Genomic DNA, 16,880 nt, shown 5'->3' on the forward strand with positions numbered 1-16,880 from the left:
CAAAGGAGCCATTGATTATGGAAAGCCGCACGATGCCTGCCGCGACCTGGACGTCGACATCTCAATCGTTGCCCAAGCGCGATCTCTGGCAGGCGATGGCGCGCGGCTTGCGATGCCGCTGCCCGAGCTGCGGCGAAGGCAAGATCTTCCGCGCCTTCTTGAAGGTCGCCGACAAGTGCCCGGCATGCGGAGAGAATCTGAGCCATCACCGCGCCGACGATCTGCCGGCCTATCTCGTGATCGTTATCGTCGGGCACATCATTGTGCCGATCGCGCTCTGGATCGAAACCAACTATGCGCCATCGATGCTGCTGCAGCTGGCGTTCTATCTCCCCTTCACGCTGGTCTCATCGCTGTTGCTGTTGCAACCGGTCAAGGGTGCCGTGGTAGGATTGCAGTGGGCGTTCCGCATGCATGGCTTTGATGAAAGCCGGCCAGAGGGCGTCGAGGAAGGCACAATTGCGAAGCTGAACGTGGTGAAATGAGCGAGCCTGAGAAAGAAGAAAAGGAAGACGACAGTCATCCTTACCGCCGCCCGAAAGATGCCGCGACGCTGATTCTTGTCGATCGCAGCGGAAGCGTGCCCAAGGTTCTGGTCGGCAAGCGGCATGACAAGGTCATCTTCATGCCGGGCAAATTCGTGTTCCCCGGCGGACGCGTCGATGCAACCGACAACCGCATCCCCGTCGCGGCGGAAATCCCCAAAGCCCTTGAAAAAAAGCTGACAGGCGGCAGCCCGAAGATCGCGCCTGCCCGCGCCCGCGCGCTGGCCGTCGCTGCCATTCGTGAAGCCTGCGAGGAAACAGGGCTTTGCCTTGGACGGCAGGTCGCACGCATGAATGGCGCCGCGGCGAAGCTGGCCGGCGAATGGAAGCCGTTCGCCGACGCCGGACTGCTGCCCGATCCGTCCGGACTGTTCCTGATTGCCCGCGCCATCACCCCGCCCGGCCGGGTCCGGCGATTCGACACGCGGTTTTTTACCGCCGACGCATCATCGATCGCGCACCGGGTTGAAGGCGTCGTCCATGCGGATGCCGAACTTGTCGAACTCGTTTGGGTCGAGCTTGGTTCACTGTCTCTCGCGGATCTGCATCAGATGACGAAGATGGTGCTGCGCGAGCTGGACAAGCGCCTCGCCATGGGACCGCTGTCTCATGCGGCGGAGGTGCCGTTCTTCCATTTCTACGGCGGCAAGATGCAGCGGGACGTCATCTGATTCTGCCTCCGGTGGAACAGTCCTCCTGCATCCGCGCCGTAATTGCAGAGGCCTGAAGTTGTCATGACGACCGCCATTGCACCGGAACTGTCAGTCTCGGAGTGGCTCAATGCAGCCGCGCCGCTCACGCTTGCGGGCCTTCGCGGGCGTCCCGTTCTGCTTCACGCCTTCCAGATGCTCTGCCCCGGCTGCGTATCGCACGGCACGCCGCAAACTCAACGCGCGCACGATATGTTCAGGAACACGGACTTGCAGGTTATCGGTCTGCATTCCGTTTTCGAACACCACGAAGCCATGAAACCGGTGTCATTGAAGGCGTTCGTTCACGAGAACAAGCTCACCTTCCCGATCGGTGTGGACACACCCGGCGAAGACACGCCGATTCCCGTGACCATGGCCAGTTATGGCATGCGCGGAACCCCGACCATGATCCTGATCCGCCGGAATGGCACCGTGTATCATCACGGCTTTGGGCAACAGGACGACATGGCCGTCGGCGCGATGATTGCCTCGGTGTTGAGCGAACCCTAACGGGTTGTGGTTTCAAGCCCCCGCGCGGACTGATATGCTACCCACTGACGGCGGCGGAACGCCCGCCAGGGATGAGCGAACCACACTTGTATGCGTACCGGCGCCGCAATATCGGTCGCCGCACATGTTGCGGCTCTGACTGCGTGTCTTGTGCTCGCGGGTGTGCGTCCGTTCGACCCGACGACCGCGGAAGCCATTACCGTCGATATCGTCACGCCCGAGGAAGCGCCGCCGCTTCCAAAGGAGCCTGACAACTACGACTTCCCCAAGCTGGACGAAAAATCTCAAGAGCAGAAGGCGCAGGAGTCGCAGCAGCAAGCTGCGCCAGAGCAGACGCCAACACCCGCCCCCGCTCCAAGCCCGGCTTCAAATCCGAAACAGGAGTCGCAGCAGGCCGCGCTCCAGCAACAGGCCACCGAACAGCCAAAACCTGCCGAGCAGGCCAAACCCGCCGAGCCACCTCAACAGCAGTCTCATCCGCAATCACAACCGCCGCCGGCACCATCCCAGCCGGAAGTGCCGACGGCTGCGCCCGACATCACCAGCAAGTTCGGCATGATGTTCACCCTGCCGGACGCCGGAGCGGTTGGTGACTTCGACGCCAAGGCAACGGCCGCCGCGAACATCAAGGTCGAGGATGCCGCGGCATTGCGCGCCCATCTCAAGTCCTGTTCAGTTCTGCCGAAATCGGTGGCGCCTTCCGACAATGTCCGCATCGTGCTGCGCGTGGCCTTTCAGCGCGACGGCAGGCTCGCAGCGGAACCGCTCCTGATCGAAGCAAGCGCATCCGAAAAAGGTCCCGCCCTGATGCGCAGCGCGATGGATGCGCTGGCAAAGTGCCAGCCTTACGCCATGCTCGCCCCGGATCGCTACGATCAGTGGCGCATGCTCGACCTCAGCTTCTCCCCGAAGGATTTCAAGGGCGGGTAGCCCGTGCCCGGCTTGGAGCGCCTCCGCGCGCGTCCAAAATCTCGGCCTGCTTTGGGGTCCCAAATCCGGATTTTCGAGCCTGTGGAGGCTGCAAACGCGGCTGACCCTGCCTTGGGCGCCCGTTTCGCGCCGCAGAATCCGGGCTTTCCAGGGACCCCGCCCGGTCAGAATCTGATCCGAAAACCGTGGCCCGCTTTTCGGAATAATGCGCCCTAAAACCTTGACTTTGGGGCGTTCGAAGCTAGGTTGCGGCCCAAATGCAGCTCGATTTGTCGGGTCTGCTCGTGATTCCTGACATTCGAGGTTCTGAACATGGCCAAAGCGGTCACCATCAAGGTCAAGCTCGTTTCCAGCGCGGATACCGGCTTCTATTACGTCGCCAAGAAGAACTCGCGCACGATGACCGACAAGCTCGTGAAGAAGAAGTACGACCCGGTCGCGAAGAAGCACGTCGAGTTCCGCGAAGCCAAGATCAAGTAACTATTTCAGTTGCTTACGAACGAAACCGGGGCCTTTCGGCCCCGTTTTGCGTTTGATGCGGGATTTGACGGGTGTCAGGCTGCAGCCGCCACGACCCTGTTACGGCCGTCATGCTTGGCGCGGTACAGCGCCTGGTCGGCGCGCTTGAGGACAGCGCCGATGGCCTCGCCCTTGGTTTCCAGGGTCGAGATGCCGATCGAAATGGTCACCTCGATGCGCTTTGCGCCCTTCTCAACGGCGAACGACTCCCCGGCGATGGAGCGGCGAAGCCGCTCGGCGACCATTCCCGCCACGTGCAGGTCGGTCTCCGGCATCACGATGACGAATTCCTCGCCGCCGTAACGGCAGGCCAGATCGATGCCGCGAATCGACTTGCGGATGCGCACCGCGAATTCGCGCAGCACATCGTCGCCGGCATCGTGGCCGTAGTTGTCGTTGATTGATTTGAAGTAGTCGATGTCGAGCATCATCAAGGCCAGCGGCTTCGCTCGCATCGCCGCCTGCTCTGCCAATGTGGAGAGATGGCTTTCCATGTAGCGGCGGTTATGCAGCCCGGTCAGCGGATCGGTGATCGCCATTTCGATGGAGTTCTGCACATTGTCGCGCAGGTGATCGGTGTAGCGGCGCTTGCGGATCTGGGTGCGCGCGCGCGCCAGCAATTCGTTCTTGTCCACCGGACGCAGCAGGTAATCGTTGACGCCGATCTCCAACCCACGCAGCAACCGCGCATTGTTGTCGGCATCGGCAATGGCGAGAATCGGCACGCTGCGCGTCCGCTCCAGCGAACGCGCCTGGCTGCAAAGCCGCAATCCGTCGAAATTCTCCAGACCCAGCGACACGATCAGCAGATCGTAATTGCCGTCGGCGGCATGAAACAACGCTTCGGCGGGATTGGCTTCGACATCGACGCTGTGTTCGGTGGCCAGCACGGGAGCAAGCCGCTCGTAGGACGATGGCCTGTCATCGACCAGCAACACGCGCCCACCCCTGCCGGTGTCAGCGACCGCATCGCGCTCGGGGGCGTTGACGCCAATTTCCAGCGATGTGATCGCGCGCATGCGCAACTCGTCGGTCATCATCTTCAGCCGCGTCAGCGACCGCACACGCGCGATCATCACGACGTCGGAGACCGGCTTGGTGAGAAAATCGTCGGCGCCGGCGTCGAGCCCGCGCACGCGGTCGGACGGGCTGTCGAGCGCCGTCACCATGATGACCGGAATGAAATGGGTTTTCGGATTCGACTTCAGGCGGCGGCAGACCTCGAATCCATCGATGTCGGGCATCATCACGTCGAGCAGCACGATGTCGCATTCCGCGCGCTCGCAGATTTCAAGCGCCTGCGTGCCGCAATTCGCCGTCACCACGTCGAAGTATTCCGCGGACAGACGTGCCTCGAGCAGCTTCACGTTGGCGAGAACGTCGTCAACGACCAGAACGCGCGCGGACATCAAACTCTCCTAGCCGACAAACCGTCGAACCGTCTCAATAAACTTCCCAACCGAAATCGGTTTGGACAAATACGCTTCGCACCCGCCTTCACGGATACGTTCCTCATCGCCTTTCATGGCAAAAGCCGTCACCGCGACCACAGGGATCGCACGCAATTCGACATCCGCCTTGATCCAGCGTGTCACGTCGAGACCGGAAACTTCGGGAAGCTGAATATCCATGAGGATGAGATCGGGCCGGTGCTTGCGGGCAAGGTCGAGTGCTTCAACCCCGTTGCGCGTGCCGACTGTCTGATACCCATGGGCCTCCAGCAGATCGCGAAAGAGCTTCATATTGAGCTCGTTGTCTTCCACGATCAGGACGGTTTTGGCCATCCTGGCCCTCCAATTCCCGTAAAATGCCCGTACGTGCTGAAACCATTGAATTCGCCACGCCACCGTGACTCGGGCATGATGGGCTCAAAATAGAGACCATAGGTTACGGAAAGGCAAACGCGATCAATGACAAAAGGCCCTTCAACCCCTCAGGAAGTCGCTGAATTTGTTGCGATTCAGGCCCTCTCCTTCCTGGCTTCGGACCCTGAACGACTAGGGATGTTCCTGACCGAGAGCGGTATTGGCCCGCAGACCCTTCGGACCTCGGCTGCCGACCCGAAATTCCTCGCCGGCGTGCTCGATTTCATCGTGCGTGATGACGCAACCGTGAAGGCCTTTGCCGACGCATCGCAGCTGACGCCGCAGGCCGTCGCCAACGCGCGCGAGGTACTGGACCCACGCTGGGAGTGACGTTGGGAGTGACGCCTTGAGCGACCGTCCGCCAACCGACCTGACAGGATTTTGCCGCGACTGCCTGGCGGACGCCGCGACGCGGACAATGCGTTGCGCCGACTGTGGCTCCCCCCGCCTTATCCGCCATCGCACCCTCGGCGCGCTGACACTCGCGCATATCGATTGCGATGCGTTCTATGCAACCGTGGAGAAGCGCGACAACCCGGACATCGCCGACAAGCCTGTGATCATCGGCGGCGGCAAGCGCGGCGTGGTGTCGGCGGCCTGCTACATCGCCCGCACCTACGGCGTGCGCTCGGCCATGCCGATGTTCAAGGCACTCGACCTTTGCCCATCGGCTGTGGTGGTACGGCCCGACATGGCGAAGTACGTTCGCGTCGGGCGCGAAGTCCGCCATGCGATGATGGCGCTGACCCCGCTGGTCGAGCCCCTCTCCATCGACGAAGCGTTCCTTGATCTCAGCGGCACCGAACTGGTGCACGGCATGATCCCCGCCAAGGTGCTTGCGCGGTTTGCTACGCAAGTCGAGCGCGACATCGGCATCACCGTCTCGGTCGGCCTGTCCGTGAACAAGTTTCTCGCCAAGATCGCATCCGACCTCGACAAGCCGCGCGGCTTCGCAGCGCTCGACCAGGAGGAAGCGCGCGAGATGCTCGCCGAGCGGCCAGTCGGTTTCATCTACGGAGTTGGCCCCGCCTCGCAGGAAAAACTCTCGCAGCGCGGCTTCCGCCTGATCAAGGATCTGCAGCGCGCCGACGAAAACGACCTGATGAAGCAATTCGGCCCCGAGGGACGGCGGCTGTGGCGACTGGCGCGCGGCATCGACGACCGCAAGGTGGTTGCCGATCGCGGCGCCAAGACAATTTCAAATGAAACGACGCTTGAGTCCGATGTGCGGGATTTTCCGACGCTGGAGAAAATCCTGTGGCGGCTGTGCGAAAAAGTGTCCTCGCGCCTCAAGAGCGGAGACCTCTCCGGCTCGACCATCACGCTGAAGCTGAAAACCGCCGACTTCAAGCAGCGCACCCGCTCGCAGTCGCTTCAGGTCCCCACGCAACTCGCGACCCGCATCTTCGCGACCGTGCGCGAAATGCTCAGCCGCGAAATCGACGGCACCGCGTTCCGGCTGATCGGCGCCGGCGTCAGCGCGCTCAAACCCGGCGCCGAGGCCGACGATCAGGATTTGCTGGACCGGCGTTCGGCCCACGCCGAACGCGCGATGGACAATGTCCGCAAGAAATTCGGCAACGCCGCCGTGATGCGCGGGATTGCATATGACGGACCTGCGAAGCCGGAATGACGGCCTGAAGAATGCCGTCATGGCCGGGCACAGCCGTTCGAAGAACGGCGTCGCTTCCGCTAGCCTCTGCCGGCCATCCACGTCTTGCCTGCCTATCAAAGAGAAGACGTGGATGCCCGGCACAAGGCCGGGCATGACGATGAACTTAACCTACGACGAGGAATCAACCGCCTCACTTGCAGGGCTTGGTTTCCTTGACATCGATCTTGCCCATCGCGCCCGCGATGACGAAATCGTTGTAATCCAGCGACAGTGCACGCGAGACGCCGTCCTCGTACAATTCGAACGACATCGCGTAGATCGGGGTCTGCTCGCCGGCATTGGATTTCGTCGCACGATCGTAATAGCTGACCGTGACCGGCCACCGCGTCTGCGATTTGAACTTCTCGTTGTCCGTCGTGGCATCCGGCTTCGCCGGGGCTTTCGTTCCCGGAATCGGTTGTCCGATCACCGTGAGCGTGTTGTAGACCTTCTCGCCGTCGTCCGATCCGTCATAGATCACGAGTTCGAGCACCGACTTGCCTTGGCGCGCAGCCTCAATGATCAGCTTGACCTGCTCCGTCGGAAACACAGCCCCTTCAATGGTGAAGGTCTTGGCCTTGGGTTTCTTCAACTTGACCTTGACCGTCGTGCCCTCACGCTCCGCGATACCATCGACCGACGTCACGTCGGCGTCGTTCATGCGGGTCTCGATCTTGAAGCGATAGCTCTTGCCCTCGCCGTCTTCCCAACTGGTGGAACGCAGGTCGCTCAACGTGGTTTTGCTTTCGCCGGCGTCGAGCCGCGACACCTGCCGAAATTCGGTGGTGTAGCCCTCGCAGGCACTGCCCGCGAAGTTGTACAGGATGCGGCCGGTCGCATTGTTGACGCTGGCATTGCCCCGCGATGTCTTCAGGCTCAGATCGTAGACCGCCTGATGCGCGAGAAAAGCAACGCTGGGTGCAGCCTGTGCTCCGGTTGTGCCCGGCGCGAGAAAAGCGGCTGACAGAAGCAGGGCAAGCGATCCACAACCTGAAATCCGGCGCGCGCGACGCATGGCGTCTCCTTGAAAGCGTGAGAATCGAAGAATAATAGCCGCAGCATTGCGCCGCAACCGGGGCAAAGTCGCGGAATCGCTCAAAATATCCGGCCTAAATCACGCACCTTGCGCGCTTGCATGTGACGGCACGATGGGTGAAATATGGCGCGCCCGGTTTATTGGTGACAATGCCAAACATCGTCTGCGGGCAAACATCAGAACAACATCGGGGACTGACATGGCGGGAACGGTCGAGCAGAAGTTGAACGCGCTGGGCATCGTGTTGCACGAGCCTAATCCGCCGGTGGCGAACTACGTCGGATTCGTGCGCACCGGGAATCTGCTGTTCGTCTCGGGCCAGGTCTGCAACACGCCGGAAGGCAAGCTGATCGCAAAGGGCAAGCTCGGCGCAAGTGTGACCGTCGAGCAAGGCGCCGCCGCCGCGCGGGGATGCGCGATCAATCTGCTGGCGCAGGTCAAGATGGCGCTCGGCGATCTCGACAAGGTGGCGCGCGTGGTGCGTCTCGGCGGCTTCGTCAATGCGATGCCGGATTTCCTCGATGGGCCGAAGGTGCTCAACGGCGCATCGGATTTGATGGTCGCCGCATTCGGCGACAAGGGCCGGCATGCACGTACCACCGTCGGCGTGGCCGCCCTGCCCTCGGACGCCGCGGTCGAAGTCGAAGGTATCTTCGAAGTTTCGTGAGCATGATCCCGAAAAGTGGGCACCGGTTTTCGGACAAGATCATGCTCAAGATAGTAAGCTAATGGCTGCGCGTGCACCCGGCTGGCTGACGGCGCGGCCGATCGCCCATCGCGGCCTGCACGATCGTACGCGGGGCATCATTGAAAACATGCCCTCGGCGATCGATGCTGCGGTCGCCGGCAATTTCGCTATTGAGGTCGACCTGCAACCCAGCGCCGACAACGAGGCGATGGTGCATCATGATTATGAGCTGGGCCGCCTCACCCAGGGGACCGGCGAGTTGTTGGCGCTTACAGCGGATCAACTCAGGCAAGTTGGATTCAAGCACACATCCGATCACATGATGACGCTCGGCGATCTCTGCGCGCGCGTCGCCGGACGCGTGCCGCTGGTGCTGGAGATCAAGAGCCGATTCAACGGCGACCGACGGCTGGTGACCCGCATGGCCGAAGTGCTGGCATCCTACACCGGCCCGGTGGCGGCGATGTCCTTCGACCCCGATCAGGTGACCGCGATCCGCGACCTGATGCCGGACCTGCCGCGCGGCATTGTCGCGGAACGCCACTACACCGACGGCGAATGGAAGCAGTTGCCGCCCGGAAAAATCCGCGAGATGACCGGCCTGCGCCACGGTTTCCGCACGCAACCGCATTTCGTCAGTTATCGGGTCGATGATCTGCCCGCACCTGCGCCATGGATTGCGCGCAACATCTTCGGTTGTGCGCTCATCACATGGACGGTGCGGACGCCGGAACAGCGCGCACGCACCGCCCGTTACGCCGACCAGATGACCTTCGAAGGTTTCATCCCGGAGTAAGCCGAAAGGCGCGATGCCAGAGACTTGAAGTCATCCGCACGAAGGCCGATCTATACTGCTGAACGGTTTCGGTTTTCTCACGGCCACGGTGCGCCTTCCCTTTGACGGATTCCTGCGAGATCACGCTTGAAGCGGTATCCTCGATCGGCCAGATCCCGGCCGGCGAATGGAACGCCTGCGCCAATACAGATGGCGCGTACAATCCCTTTGTCTCACACGCCTTTTTTGCAGCTTTGGAAACGTCGGGCTCAGCGATCGCGCGGACCGGCTGGGCGCCGCGTCATCTGGTGGCACGTATCGCGGGCGACGTCGTGGGCGTCGTGCCCTGCTACCTGAAAAATCACTCGCAAGGCGAGTACGTGTTCGACCACGGTTGGGCCGATGCCTATGCGCGGGCCGGCGGCAGCTATTATCCAAAGCTGCAGGCGTCCGTTCCGTTCACGCCTGCAACCGGACCTCGCCTGCTGGTGCGCCTGGGTGACGAGGCTGCGCGCGTACGCGAACACCTCGCGGCCGGACTGATCGCGCTGTGCGGCGCGACCCATGCGTCGTCTGTCCACGTCACCTTCGCGCAGGAAGACGAATGGGCGTTCCTTGCCAAACAAGGCTTCCTGCAACGCACCGACCAGCAGTTCCACTGGCGCAATGAAGGCTACGGGACGTTCGAGGATTTCCTCGCGACCCTCGCCTCGCGCCATCGCAAGGGCATCCGCCGCGAGCGCCGCGATGCGTTGGCGAACGGCATCACCGTTCATCCCCTGACCGGCAGCGACATCACACCGGATGCATGGGACGCGTTCTTCGAGTTCTACATGGAGACCGGATCGCGCAAGTGGGGGCGGCCCTATCTCACCCGCGCGTTCTACGACATGGTCGGCCAGACCATGGCGAAAGACGTGCTGCTGGTGATGGCAAAGCGCGACGGCAAATGGATCGCGGGCGCGATCAATTTCATCGGCTCCGACACGCTGTTCGGCCGCCACTGGGGCGCAATCGAGCATCATCCGTTCCTGCATTTCGAGGTCTGCTACTATCAGGCCATCGACTTCGCGATCCGGCGCGGATTGAAGCGCGTCGAGGCCGGCGCGCAGGGCGAGCACAAGATCGACCGCGGCTACCTGCCGCAAACCACCTACTCCGCGCACTACATCGCCGACCCGTCGCTGCGCCGCGCTATCCGCGATTATCTCGCGCGTGAGCGAACCTACGTGCAGGAAGCGGTCCGGGAGCTGACCGAAGCCGGGCCGTTTCGCAAGCCGGACGGGGAAGACTAACCGGCGACCGGAATCCCCGAGCGCACAGTGGATTCCTGACATGCGCGCCGCTCACACAACCCGGCTTGACCGCGCCGCACCGGACGGCGATTGTGACCCGCAACTTTTCCGGGACCGACCATGACCGCATACGACACCAACAATATCTTCGCAAAAATCCTGCGCGGGGAAATCCCCTGTCACAAAGTCTATGAGGACGAACATACCTTCGCCTTCATGGACATCATGCCGCGCTGTCCCGGACATACCCTGGTGATCCCGAAGGAGCCGGCCCGCAACATTCTCGACATCTCGCCGGAGAGTTTCGCCCATGTCGCGCGGACGGCGAAGAAAATCGCGGTTGCGGCCATGAAGGCCTTCAAGGCTGACGGGATTACCTTGCAGCAGTTCAGCGAGCCGGCCAGCGGCCAGGTCGTCTATCACCTTCACATGCACGTCATGCCGCGTGTCGAAGGCGTTGTGCTGCTTCCTCCTGCGACCCGCAAGGAAGACGTCAAGGTGCTGGAAGATCATGCCACGCGGCTGATCGCGGCGCTGAAGGGCTGAATCTTCTTTGGGGCATGATCTATTCCGAAAACCGGTTTCCACTTTTCGGGATCATGGCCTAACCCATCCACCACTTGCCCGCGAGCACGACGATTTCACCGGCGATGACGCCGGCGAAAACCGATTTGCGCATCGCCAGATAGACGCCAAACCCGACGGCGGCAGCGCCATATCGCACAATGTCCGGCACCGTCGCGAGCGCGCCGGGCGGTGAAATCAGGATCTGCGCGATGACGCCGGCGAGGATCGCGGCGGCGACCGCCCTCACCCAGATCAGGAATTCCGAACCTTCGTCGATGCCGCCGCCGATCACCAGGCCAAGCACCCGCCAGACCTCGTTCGACAGGAAGCCCGCGAACAGCAGCAGCGCGATGGCGTGCGAATCTCCAAGCAGACCGCTCATGCGCGCCTCCTTAAGCGATGCACGCCATAGGAAATCGTGCCGGCCGTCAGGCCGCAGATCATGATGTCGACGCCGGTGTGGAGCAGTTGCACCAGCGGATAGAGCGCCAGCCCGAGCGCCAGCGCCAGCTTGTCCACCAGCTTGTGTGCATTGCGCGCCGTGGACAGCAGGAACGTCAGCGGCGTCAGCGCCAGAATCCCCGCGGCCAGGATCGGCGGCAGACTTGCCGCCAGGCCGTATCCGAGAATGGTCGCCACGCAACTCAGGAACACCAGCGCGCCGCCAAGCCCGTTCACGAATGCGATCCGCCGTTCGCGCGGCACATGTGGCAACAGGCGAAAGCTCTCGACCCAGACTGTCACCGCCACCAAATGAGCAGGCAGCGCCAGCTGGCGCATTTTCGTTTGCGGCGTTCGCAGCAGCGGCAAGACCGAGACCACCATCGGCAGCAGGCGGATCGCGCTGATGGTCACCGCCAGGGCCGATTCCAGCAGCGTCGCTCCCGCATGGGAGGTCGAGATCAGGATGATTTGCGCGGGGCCGGCCCAGACCAGAACCGTGGTGGCGAGCGCCCAGCCGAGCGTGAAGCCTGTGTCATGGGCGAATGCACCCACCCCGATGAAGGTGCCGAACAGCACCAGCGCCAGAATCGACGACAGTGCGGATTTCACCCCGAACGCGAATGCTGCGAGCGGGCTGTGCCATTTCGGAGAATCAAGGGCTGGAAGTGCCAAGGGGTGCAACACCGGATGAATCGTTTGATTCATCTCGCGGGTGAAATGCCCCCCTCGTCAAGGGACCGGGGCCGCCAATTTCGGGAGGCCGCACCGCTAAAACGCGGCAACTTGCAAGGGTGCGCGCCGCGTGTCGACGGCGCCGCCGAATTGGTGACTGCGACATATCGCGGCAAGAGATCAGATCGACGGCTCGCGCGCGGACGACGACAGCGAACCGAGAACGCACAAGGTTGCGAATGCAATACCGATAATCCCAAACGTCAGCACGACGGCCTCCTCACGAAATGCCGCGAACAGTTCGCTGCATCCGGTCAGATGATTGGAAAACGGTTTCACAAAACTTAAACGAAAAACGTCATGACCGCGTTAGCATTTCGTTGAGCATAAATCTTGCCGCACCGATTCAAATAATGCCTGCAAATATTGGGTTTCTTTTGCAAGCGATTGATCTGCGACGTTAACCGTTTCAAGAGATTTCCGGAATTCTCGCCCGCGTTCAGAACCCGGTGCCGGTTAACCACGCCCTTGCGCGTTCTTCAGCACGATGCACGCCTGCCCAGCCCGCCGGATGCGATCGCACAATTCGTTGGCGGCGGCGCGCGTGTCGGCTCCCACGCGCACCTGATAGAACGGCCGCGTGCCGCGACTCCGGAAGATCGAGCTCAAGAGACTGGGATCGCGATCTCCAATGATCGCACTCAGGCGCTTCATGGAGCGGGCATACATCGCGAGCGCCCTGTCACGCGAGAACCCGGCGGCAAGCTGAACACCCCATGCCATTGCCGCGCCGAGCTTCACCCGCTGCTCCAATTCGGCGATGAACGGGTTTGGCGCACGTTTCAGCAGCGCCATGAGTTCGCGGCAGCCTGTCGGCGGCGCGCGGTCCTTGACCGCGCCGTTCTTCCCGGCGGCGGCCCAGTCATCCACCGGCGTGCCGGTGATCGCGTAAACGTAGTTCCGCGTCTCGGAAGGCATATAGCCGGTGCCCGCCAGCCATTCCTGCACGCGGCGCGGACCCGCATTGTAGGCCGCCGCGGCAAGACCGAGATTGCCGAACTGTTCGCGCAGCTCTTTCAGAAACTCCGCCGACTTGGGCAGGGCCTGCACGGGATCGAATGGATCGAGCAGCCGGCGCTCGTTCGCGGTGCCGGGCATGAATTGCGCAACGCCCTGCGCGCGCTGGCCGCTGCGTGTGAGCGGCCCCACCGCGTCCGGCTGAAAGCGGCTCTCCTGCCAGATCACGCGCGCGAAGAATTCCAGCGGCAGATTATGAGCGGTCGCTGCGGATTCGATCATCAGGCACATCGCCTCGCGCGTACTGGCGTCCTTTGCATCCTTCGCAGGCGGAGCCGGTGGCGGCACCTCGGCAGCAGGTTTTGTTTCGGTGGTAACAGGAGGAGTTGGCGGACTTTCCTGACCTTGAGTCTTAGGTTCGGATGTCTCCTGCGGAGTGTCTGGCTTCGCCGTGGGCACGGGGTCGTCACCACGCGCAACCTGAACCGTCAGCATCATGCTGACAGCGAGGCACAGTGTCCAACGCAACGGGAACCGTCGTCTCATCACCACCAACTGCCACACGACGATGTCGAAAAGCGGATCGAGCAAGAACACGCATAAGCGAAGTCCGGAAAATCGCGGCACTCACAGAACTTGCCGTAGATCGCTTATCTATCGGATGAGAACTGCCGCTCATCTCGCATGTATGCGCCGGATTCGTTTACCTTAACGGAGTCTTTCCATCGCCCTTCATAGCCCCCACCGGGCGGCCAGCCTATGGTTAGCAAAGGATGAAGTGTGACGGGATGAGTGACGTGGTCGTGCATATCGAGGCGGCGCCGGACGGAGCGATGGATACACCGTCCGTGGACACCCGCGATCTCGCTTTGCCGGATCTACCGAATGATCTGGAATCTCCGGCGCTCGCCGCAGACGACCATCCCGACGTTCAAATTGATACTCCGCAGGAACTATCCCGCGATGATTTCAAACGAATAGGCCCGCTCAAACGAATAAGCCGGGGACTGCTGAAACCGCTGATTGCCGTGGCAACCGCTCAGTACTTCATTGTCACGGTGTTGGCCGGATTGGCGGCATGGACGGTTGCCTCCGAGGCCGGCGAAGCAATCAATGCGAAGCTCGAGCCTCTTCTCACCGCGTTGAAACGGTTCTGAGCTACTCGCAGACAAACAAAAACCCGGCGACCGTGAGATCGCCGGGCTTTGCTCTATATCGCGTTGGCTCCGCTCAGACCTTCATGAGCGGCGGCTTGGCCGGGCCTTTCGGACCATCGCCGCCACCCTTCGGCTTGCGCGGCGCGGCGCGCTTGCGGGTGCCGGGCAGCTTTTCGGGCTTCGGGGTCACCGGCCCTTCGATGAACTCGAAACCGATCTTCTCGGCGTCCGTTCCGCTCGCCTCGTCCTTCACCAGGACGACGCGGACGTGACCGCCACCCTTCAGCTTGCCGAACAACACCTCGTCGGCCAAAGGCTTCTTGATGTGCTCCTGAATGACGCGGGCCATCGGCCGCGCACCCATCTGCTCGTCGTAACCTTCCTTCACCAGCCACGCCTTCGCAGGCTCGGACAGCTCGATGGTCACGTCGCGGTCGGCAAGCTGGGCTTCGAGCTGAAGCACGAACTTCTCGACCACCATTCCGATCACCTCAGGATTGAGATGCGCGAACGACACGATCGCATCGAGACGGTTGCGGAACTCCGGCGCGAACTGCCGGTTGATCGCCTCCTGATCCTCACCTTCCCGCTTGCTGCGCGTGAAGCCGAATGCGGCCTTCGCCATGTCGGCGGCGCCCGCGTTGGTCGTCATGATAAGGATGACGTTGCGGAAGTTGACCGACTTGCCGTTGTGATCGGTCAGCTTGCCGTGATCCATGATCTGCAACAGCACGTTGTAGAGATCCGGATGCGCCTTTTCGATTTCGTCGAGCAGCACCACGCAATGCGGATGCTGGTCCACGCCATCTGTCAGCAGACCGCCCTGGTCGAAGCCAACGTAGCCCGGAGGCGCGCCGATCAGACGCGATACCGTATGGCGCTCCATGTACTCCGACATGTCGAAGCGGATCAGCTCCACGCCCAGCGACGCCGCGAGCTGCTTGGCGACTTCGGTCTTGCCCACGCCGGTCGGTCCCGAGAACAGGTAAGAGCCGATCGGCTTCTCCGGTTCGCGCAGGCCCGCACGGGCGAGCTTGATCGACGCGGCCAAAGCCTCGATGGCCTTCTCCTGACCGAACACGGTCCGCTTCAAGGTCGTCTCGAGATGCTTGAGCACCTCGGCGTCGTCCTTGGAGACGGACTTCGGCGGAATCCGCGCCATCGTTGCGATGGTCACTTCGATTTCCTTGATGCCGATGGTCTTCTTGCGCTTGTTCTCCGGCACGAGCATCTGCGCCGCGCCGGATTCGTCGATCACGTCGATCGCCTTATCCGGCAACTTGCGGTCGTGAATGTAGCGTGCCGACAGGTTCACCGCCGCCTCAATGGCGTCGTTGGTGTACTTCAGCTTGTGATATTCCTCGAAATACGGCTTGAGGCCCTTGAGGATGCCAATGGCGTCTTCAACGGTCGGCTCATTGACGTCGATCTTCTGGAACCGGCGCACCAGCGCACGATCCTTCTCGAAGTGCTGCCGATATTCCTTGTAGGTGGTCGAGCCCATGCAGCGGATCGTGCCGGACGCCAGCGCGGGCTTCAGCAGGTTGGACGCATCCATCGCGCCGCCGGAGGTTGCCCCTGCGCCGATCACGGTATGGATTTCGTCGATGAACAGGATCGCATTCGGGTGCGCTTCCAGTTCCTTGATGACCTGCTTGAGGCGCTCTTCGAAATCGCCGCGATAGCGCGTACCCGCGAGCAGCGTGCCCATGTCGAGCGAGAACACGGTGGACGCTGCCAGCACTTCCGGCACTTCGCTATCGACGATGCGCTTGGCGAGACCTTCCGCGATCGCGGTCTTGCCGACGCCCGCCTCGCCGACGAACAACGGATTGTTCTTCTGGCGGCGGCACAACACCTGGATGGCACGGTTGATTTCCGCGTGCCGGCCGATGACGGGATCGATCTTTCCGTCGCGCGCCTTCTTGTTGAGGTTGACGCAATAGGTCTCGAGCGCCTCACCCTTCTTCTTGGAATCGTCGTTGCCCTTGGCGTCGGCTTCCTCGTCGACGCCGCGCACCGGCCGCGCCTCGGAGACGCCGGGCCGCTTGGCAATGCCATGGCTGATGTAGTTCACCGCGTCATAGCGCGTCATATCCTGCTCCTGCAGGAAATACGCGGCATGGCTTTCGCGCTCCGCGAAGATCGCGATCAGCACATTGGCGCCGGTGACCTCTTCGCGGCCGGACGACTGCACATGAATTACTGCGCGCTGCACGACGCGCTGGAACCCGGCTGTCGGCTTGGCGTCGTCGGAGCCTTCGGCGACCAGATTTTCGAATTCGGTTTCGAGGTAGTTGACGAGACTGCCGCGCAACTTGTCGAGGTCGACGCTGCATGCACGCATCACGGCGGCGGCGTCCGAGTCGTCGATCAACGAAAGCAGCAGATGCTCAAGCGTCGCGTACTGATGGTGGCGCTCGTTCGCGATCGCCAACGCACGGTGCAGGGATTGTTCAAGGCTCTGAGAGAAAGTCGGCATTCGCGTCCCTTATGGCCCCCGCCACTTCACTG

At 62.0% G+C, this 16,880-nt stretch carries 20 protein-coding genes; 12 read left to right on the plus strand and 8 right to left on the minus strand.

What is annotated here, in order from left to right; all coding sequences use genetic code 11:
• Window positions 1–17 precede the first annotated feature (17 nt).
• The 5 genes from HNQ36_RS07600 to rpmG all read left to right on the plus strand — a co-directional run bounded on the left by HNQ36_RS07600 (window position 18) and on the right by rpmG (window position 3,157).
• On the plus strand, window positions 18–485 hold the full coding sequence (locus HNQ36_RS07600; RefSeq protein ID WP_184083566.1) for a DUF983 domain-containing protein: 468 nt from the start codon (window positions 18–20) through the stop codon (window positions 483–485).
• The gene (locus HNQ36_RS07605) at window positions 482–1,216 is read left to right on the plus strand and encodes an NUDIX hydrolase (protein ID WP_046826727.1); all 735 of its coding nucleotides are present in this window, start codon (window positions 482–484) and stop codon (window positions 1,214–1,216) included. Before HNQ36_RS07600 ends, HNQ36_RS07605 begins: the two co-directional genes overlap by 4 nt.
• Before the next feature lie 63 nt (window positions 1,217–1,279).
• Window positions 1,280–1,747 carry a peroxiredoxin family protein gene (locus tag HNQ36_RS07610; RefSeq protein WP_184083568.1) on the plus strand — a complete coding sequence of 156 codons (468 nt, stop codon included), beginning with the start codon at window positions 1,280–1,282 and terminating at the stop codon, window positions 1,745–1,747.
• Window positions 1,748–1,837: 90 nt separating this feature from the next.
• Entirely contained in the window at window positions 1,838–2,677 is an 840-nt protein-coding gene (locus HNQ36_RS07615; RefSeq protein WP_184083570.1) for a cell envelope biogenesis protein TolA, read from the plus strand.
• Window positions 2,678–2,989: 312 nt separating this feature from the next.
• Window positions 2,990–3,157, plus strand: coding sequence for a 50S ribosomal protein L33 (gene rpmG / locus HNQ36_RS07620; RefSeq protein WP_002712167.1), 168 nt, complete (start codon window positions 2,990–2,992; stop codon window positions 3,155–3,157).
• A 74-nt stretch (window positions 3,158–3,231) separates the two neighbouring features.
• On the opposite strand, the gene HNQ36_RS07625 is transcribed toward rpmG, so the two are convergent.
• Window positions 3,232–4,605, minus strand: a complete 1,374-nt coding sequence (locus tag HNQ36_RS07625; RefSeq protein ID WP_184083572.1) for a PleD family two-component system response regulator — start codon at window positions 4,603–4,605, stop codon at window positions 3,232–3,234.
• Between the two features lie 9 nt (window positions 4,606–4,614).
• Window positions 4,615–4,980: a response regulator gene (locus HNQ36_RS07630; protein ID WP_019196738.1), complete on the minus strand. Its 366-nt coding sequence runs from the start codon at window positions 4,978–4,980 to the stop codon at window positions 4,615–4,617.
• 126 nt (window positions 4,981–5,106) lie between these two features.
• On the opposite strand from HNQ36_RS07630, the gene HNQ36_RS07635 reads away from it, so the two are divergent.
• Window positions 5,107–5,391, plus strand: coding sequence for a DUF3572 domain-containing protein (locus tag HNQ36_RS07635; RefSeq protein WP_040425411.1), 285 nt, complete (start codon window positions 5,107–5,109; stop codon window positions 5,389–5,391).
• Window positions 5,392–5,407: 16 nt separating this feature from the next.
• Window positions 5,408–6,694, plus strand: coding sequence for a DNA polymerase IV (locus tag HNQ36_RS07640; protein ID WP_430641352.1), 1,287 nt, complete (start codon window positions 5,408–5,410; stop codon window positions 6,692–6,694).
• Window positions 6,695–6,866: 172 nt separating this feature from the next.
• Here the strand turns inward: HNQ36_RS07640 and HNQ36_RS07645 are convergent, their stop codons facing one another.
• Window positions 6,867–7,730, minus strand: a complete 864-nt coding sequence (locus HNQ36_RS07645; protein ID WP_246395307.1) for a cell envelope integrity EipB family protein — start codon at window positions 7,728–7,730, stop codon at window positions 6,867–6,869.
• Between the two features lie 220 nt (window positions 7,731–7,950).
• Here HNQ36_RS07645 and HNQ36_RS07650 point away from each other — a divergent pair, with 220 nt between their 5' ends.
• From HNQ36_RS07650 to HNQ36_RS07665, 4 genes are all read left to right on the plus strand, one after another.
• Window positions 7,951–8,418, plus strand: a complete 468-nt coding sequence (locus tag HNQ36_RS07650; protein ID WP_046826733.1) for a RidA family protein — start codon at window positions 7,951–7,953, stop codon at window positions 8,416–8,418.
• 61 nt (window positions 8,419–8,479) lie between these two features.
• A complete protein-coding gene (locus HNQ36_RS07655; RefSeq protein ID WP_184083574.1) occupies window positions 8,480–9,235 on the plus strand; it encodes a glycerophosphodiester phosphodiesterase in 756 nt (251 codons plus the stop codon).
• Between the two features lie 101 nt (window positions 9,236–9,336).
• A complete protein-coding gene (locus HNQ36_RS07660) occupies window positions 9,337–10,509 on the plus strand; it encodes a GNAT family N-acetyltransferase (RefSeq protein WP_184083576.1) in 1,173 nt (390 codons plus the stop codon).
• 120 nt (window positions 10,510–10,629) lie between these two features.
• Window positions 10,630–11,055, plus strand: a complete 426-nt coding sequence (locus HNQ36_RS07665; RefSeq protein ID WP_184083578.1) for an HIT family protein — start codon at window positions 10,630–10,632, stop codon at window positions 11,053–11,055.
• A 58-nt stretch (window positions 11,056–11,113) separates the two neighbouring features.
• Here HNQ36_RS07665 and HNQ36_RS07670 read toward each other — a convergent pair whose 3' ends face one another.
• From HNQ36_RS07670 to HNQ36_RS07685, 4 genes are all read right to left on the minus strand, one after another.
• Entirely contained in the window at window positions 11,114–11,458 is a 345-nt protein-coding gene (locus tag HNQ36_RS07670; protein WP_184083580.1) for an AzlD domain-containing protein, read from the minus strand.
• Window positions 11,455–12,192: an AzlC family ABC transporter permease gene (locus tag HNQ36_RS07675; protein ID WP_246395308.1), complete on the minus strand. Its 738-nt coding sequence runs from the start codon at window positions 12,190–12,192 to the stop codon at window positions 11,455–11,457. Before HNQ36_RS07675 ends, HNQ36_RS07670 begins: the two co-directional genes overlap by 4 nt.
• A 180-nt stretch (window positions 12,193–12,372) precedes the next feature.
• Window positions 12,373–12,531, minus strand: coding sequence for a hypothetical protein (locus HNQ36_RS07680; RefSeq protein ID WP_184083584.1), 159 nt, complete (start codon window positions 12,529–12,531; stop codon window positions 12,373–12,375).
• A 177-nt stretch (window positions 12,532–12,708) separates the two neighbouring features.
• On the minus strand, window positions 12,709–13,755 hold the full coding sequence (locus tag HNQ36_RS07685) for a transglycosylase SLT domain-containing protein (protein WP_430641358.1): 1,047 nt from the start codon (window positions 13,753–13,755) through the stop codon (window positions 12,709–12,711).
• 242 nt (window positions 13,756–13,997) lie between these two features.
• Here HNQ36_RS07685 and HNQ36_RS07690 point away from each other — a divergent pair, with 242 nt between their 5' ends.
• Complete coding sequence (locus HNQ36_RS07690) at window positions 13,998–14,366, plus strand: hypothetical protein (RefSeq protein ID WP_184083588.1); 369 nt, start codon at window positions 13,998–14,000, stop codon at window positions 14,364–14,366.
• A gap of 73 nt (window positions 14,367–14,439) precedes the next feature.
• Here the strand turns inward: HNQ36_RS07690 and clpA are convergent, their stop codons facing one another.
• Window positions 14,440–16,848, minus strand: a complete 2,409-nt coding sequence (gene clpA / locus HNQ36_RS07695; RefSeq protein ID WP_184083590.1) for an ATP-dependent Clp protease ATP-binding subunit ClpA — start codon at window positions 16,846–16,848, stop codon at window positions 14,440–14,442.
• Window positions 16,849–16,880: the final 32 nt, after the last annotated feature.

Origin of the sequence: Afipia massiliensis (assembly GCF_014203115.1) — a bacterium.
GTDB classification, from domain to species: domain Bacteria; phylum Pseudomonadota; class Alphaproteobacteria; order Rhizobiales; family Xanthobacteraceae; genus Afipia; species Afipia massiliensis.

What these genes read in the sequence shown, in the direction of transcription:
- HNQ36_RS07600 (WP_184083566.1), top strand. Translation starts at nt 18, where the DNA reads ATGGAAAGCCGCACGATGCCTGCCGCGACCTGGACGTCGACATCTCAA.
- HNQ36_RS07605 (WP_046826727.1), top strand. Translation starts at nt 482, where the DNA reads ATGAGCGAGCCTGAGAAAGAAGAAAAGGAAGACGACAGTCATCCTTAC.
- HNQ36_RS07610 (WP_184083568.1), top strand. Translation starts at nt 1,280, where the DNA reads ATGACGACCGCCATTGCACCGGAACTGTCAGTCTCGGAGTGGCTCAAT.
- HNQ36_RS07615 (WP_184083570.1), top strand. Translation starts at nt 1,838, where the DNA reads ATGCGTACCGGCGCCGCAATATCGGTCGCCGCACATGTTGCGGCTCTG.
- rpmG (WP_002712167.1), top strand. Translation starts at nt 2,990, where the DNA reads ATGGCCAAAGCGGTCACCATCAAGGTCAAGCTCGTTTCCAGCGCGGAT.
- HNQ36_RS07625 (WP_184083572.1), bottom strand. Translation starts at nt 4,605, where the DNA reads ATGTCCGCGCGCGTTCTGGTCGTTGACGACGTTCTCGCCAACGTGAAG.
- HNQ36_RS07630 (WP_019196738.1), bottom strand. Translation starts at nt 4,980, where the DNA reads ATGGCCAAAACCGTCCTGATCGTGGAAGACAACGAGCTCAATATGAAG.
- HNQ36_RS07635 (WP_040425411.1), top strand. Translation starts at nt 5,107, where the DNA reads ATGACAAAAGGCCCTTCAACCCCTCAGGAAGTCGCTGAATTTGTTGCG.
- HNQ36_RS07645 (WP_246395307.1), bottom strand. Translation starts at nt 7,730, where the DNA reads ATGCGTCGCGCGCGCCGGATTTCAGGTTGTGGATCGCTTGCCCTGCTT.
- HNQ36_RS07650 (WP_046826733.1), top strand. Translation starts at nt 7,951, where the DNA reads ATGGCGGGAACGGTCGAGCAGAAGTTGAACGCGCTGGGCATCGTGTTG.
- HNQ36_RS07655 (WP_184083574.1), top strand. Translation starts at nt 8,480, where the DNA reads ATGGCTGCGCGTGCACCCGGCTGGCTGACGGCGCGGCCGATCGCCCAT.
- HNQ36_RS07665 (WP_184083578.1), top strand. Translation starts at nt 10,630, where the DNA reads ATGACCGCATACGACACCAACAATATCTTCGCAAAAATCCTGCGCGGG.
- HNQ36_RS07670 (WP_184083580.1), bottom strand. Translation starts at nt 11,458, where the DNA reads ATGAGCGGTCTGCTTGGAGATTCGCACGCCATCGCGCTGCTGCTGTTC.
- HNQ36_RS07685 (WP_430641358.1), bottom strand. Translation starts at nt 13,755, where the DNA reads ATGAGACGACGGTTCCCGTTGCGTTGGACACTGTGCCTCGCTGTCAGC.
- HNQ36_RS07690 (WP_184083588.1), top strand. Translation starts at nt 13,998, where the DNA reads ATGAGTGACGTGGTCGTGCATATCGAGGCGGCGCCGGACGGAGCGATG.
- clpA (WP_184083590.1), bottom strand. Translation starts at nt 16,848, where the DNA reads ATGCCGACTTTCTCTCAGAGCCTTGAACAATCCCTGCACCGTGCGTTG.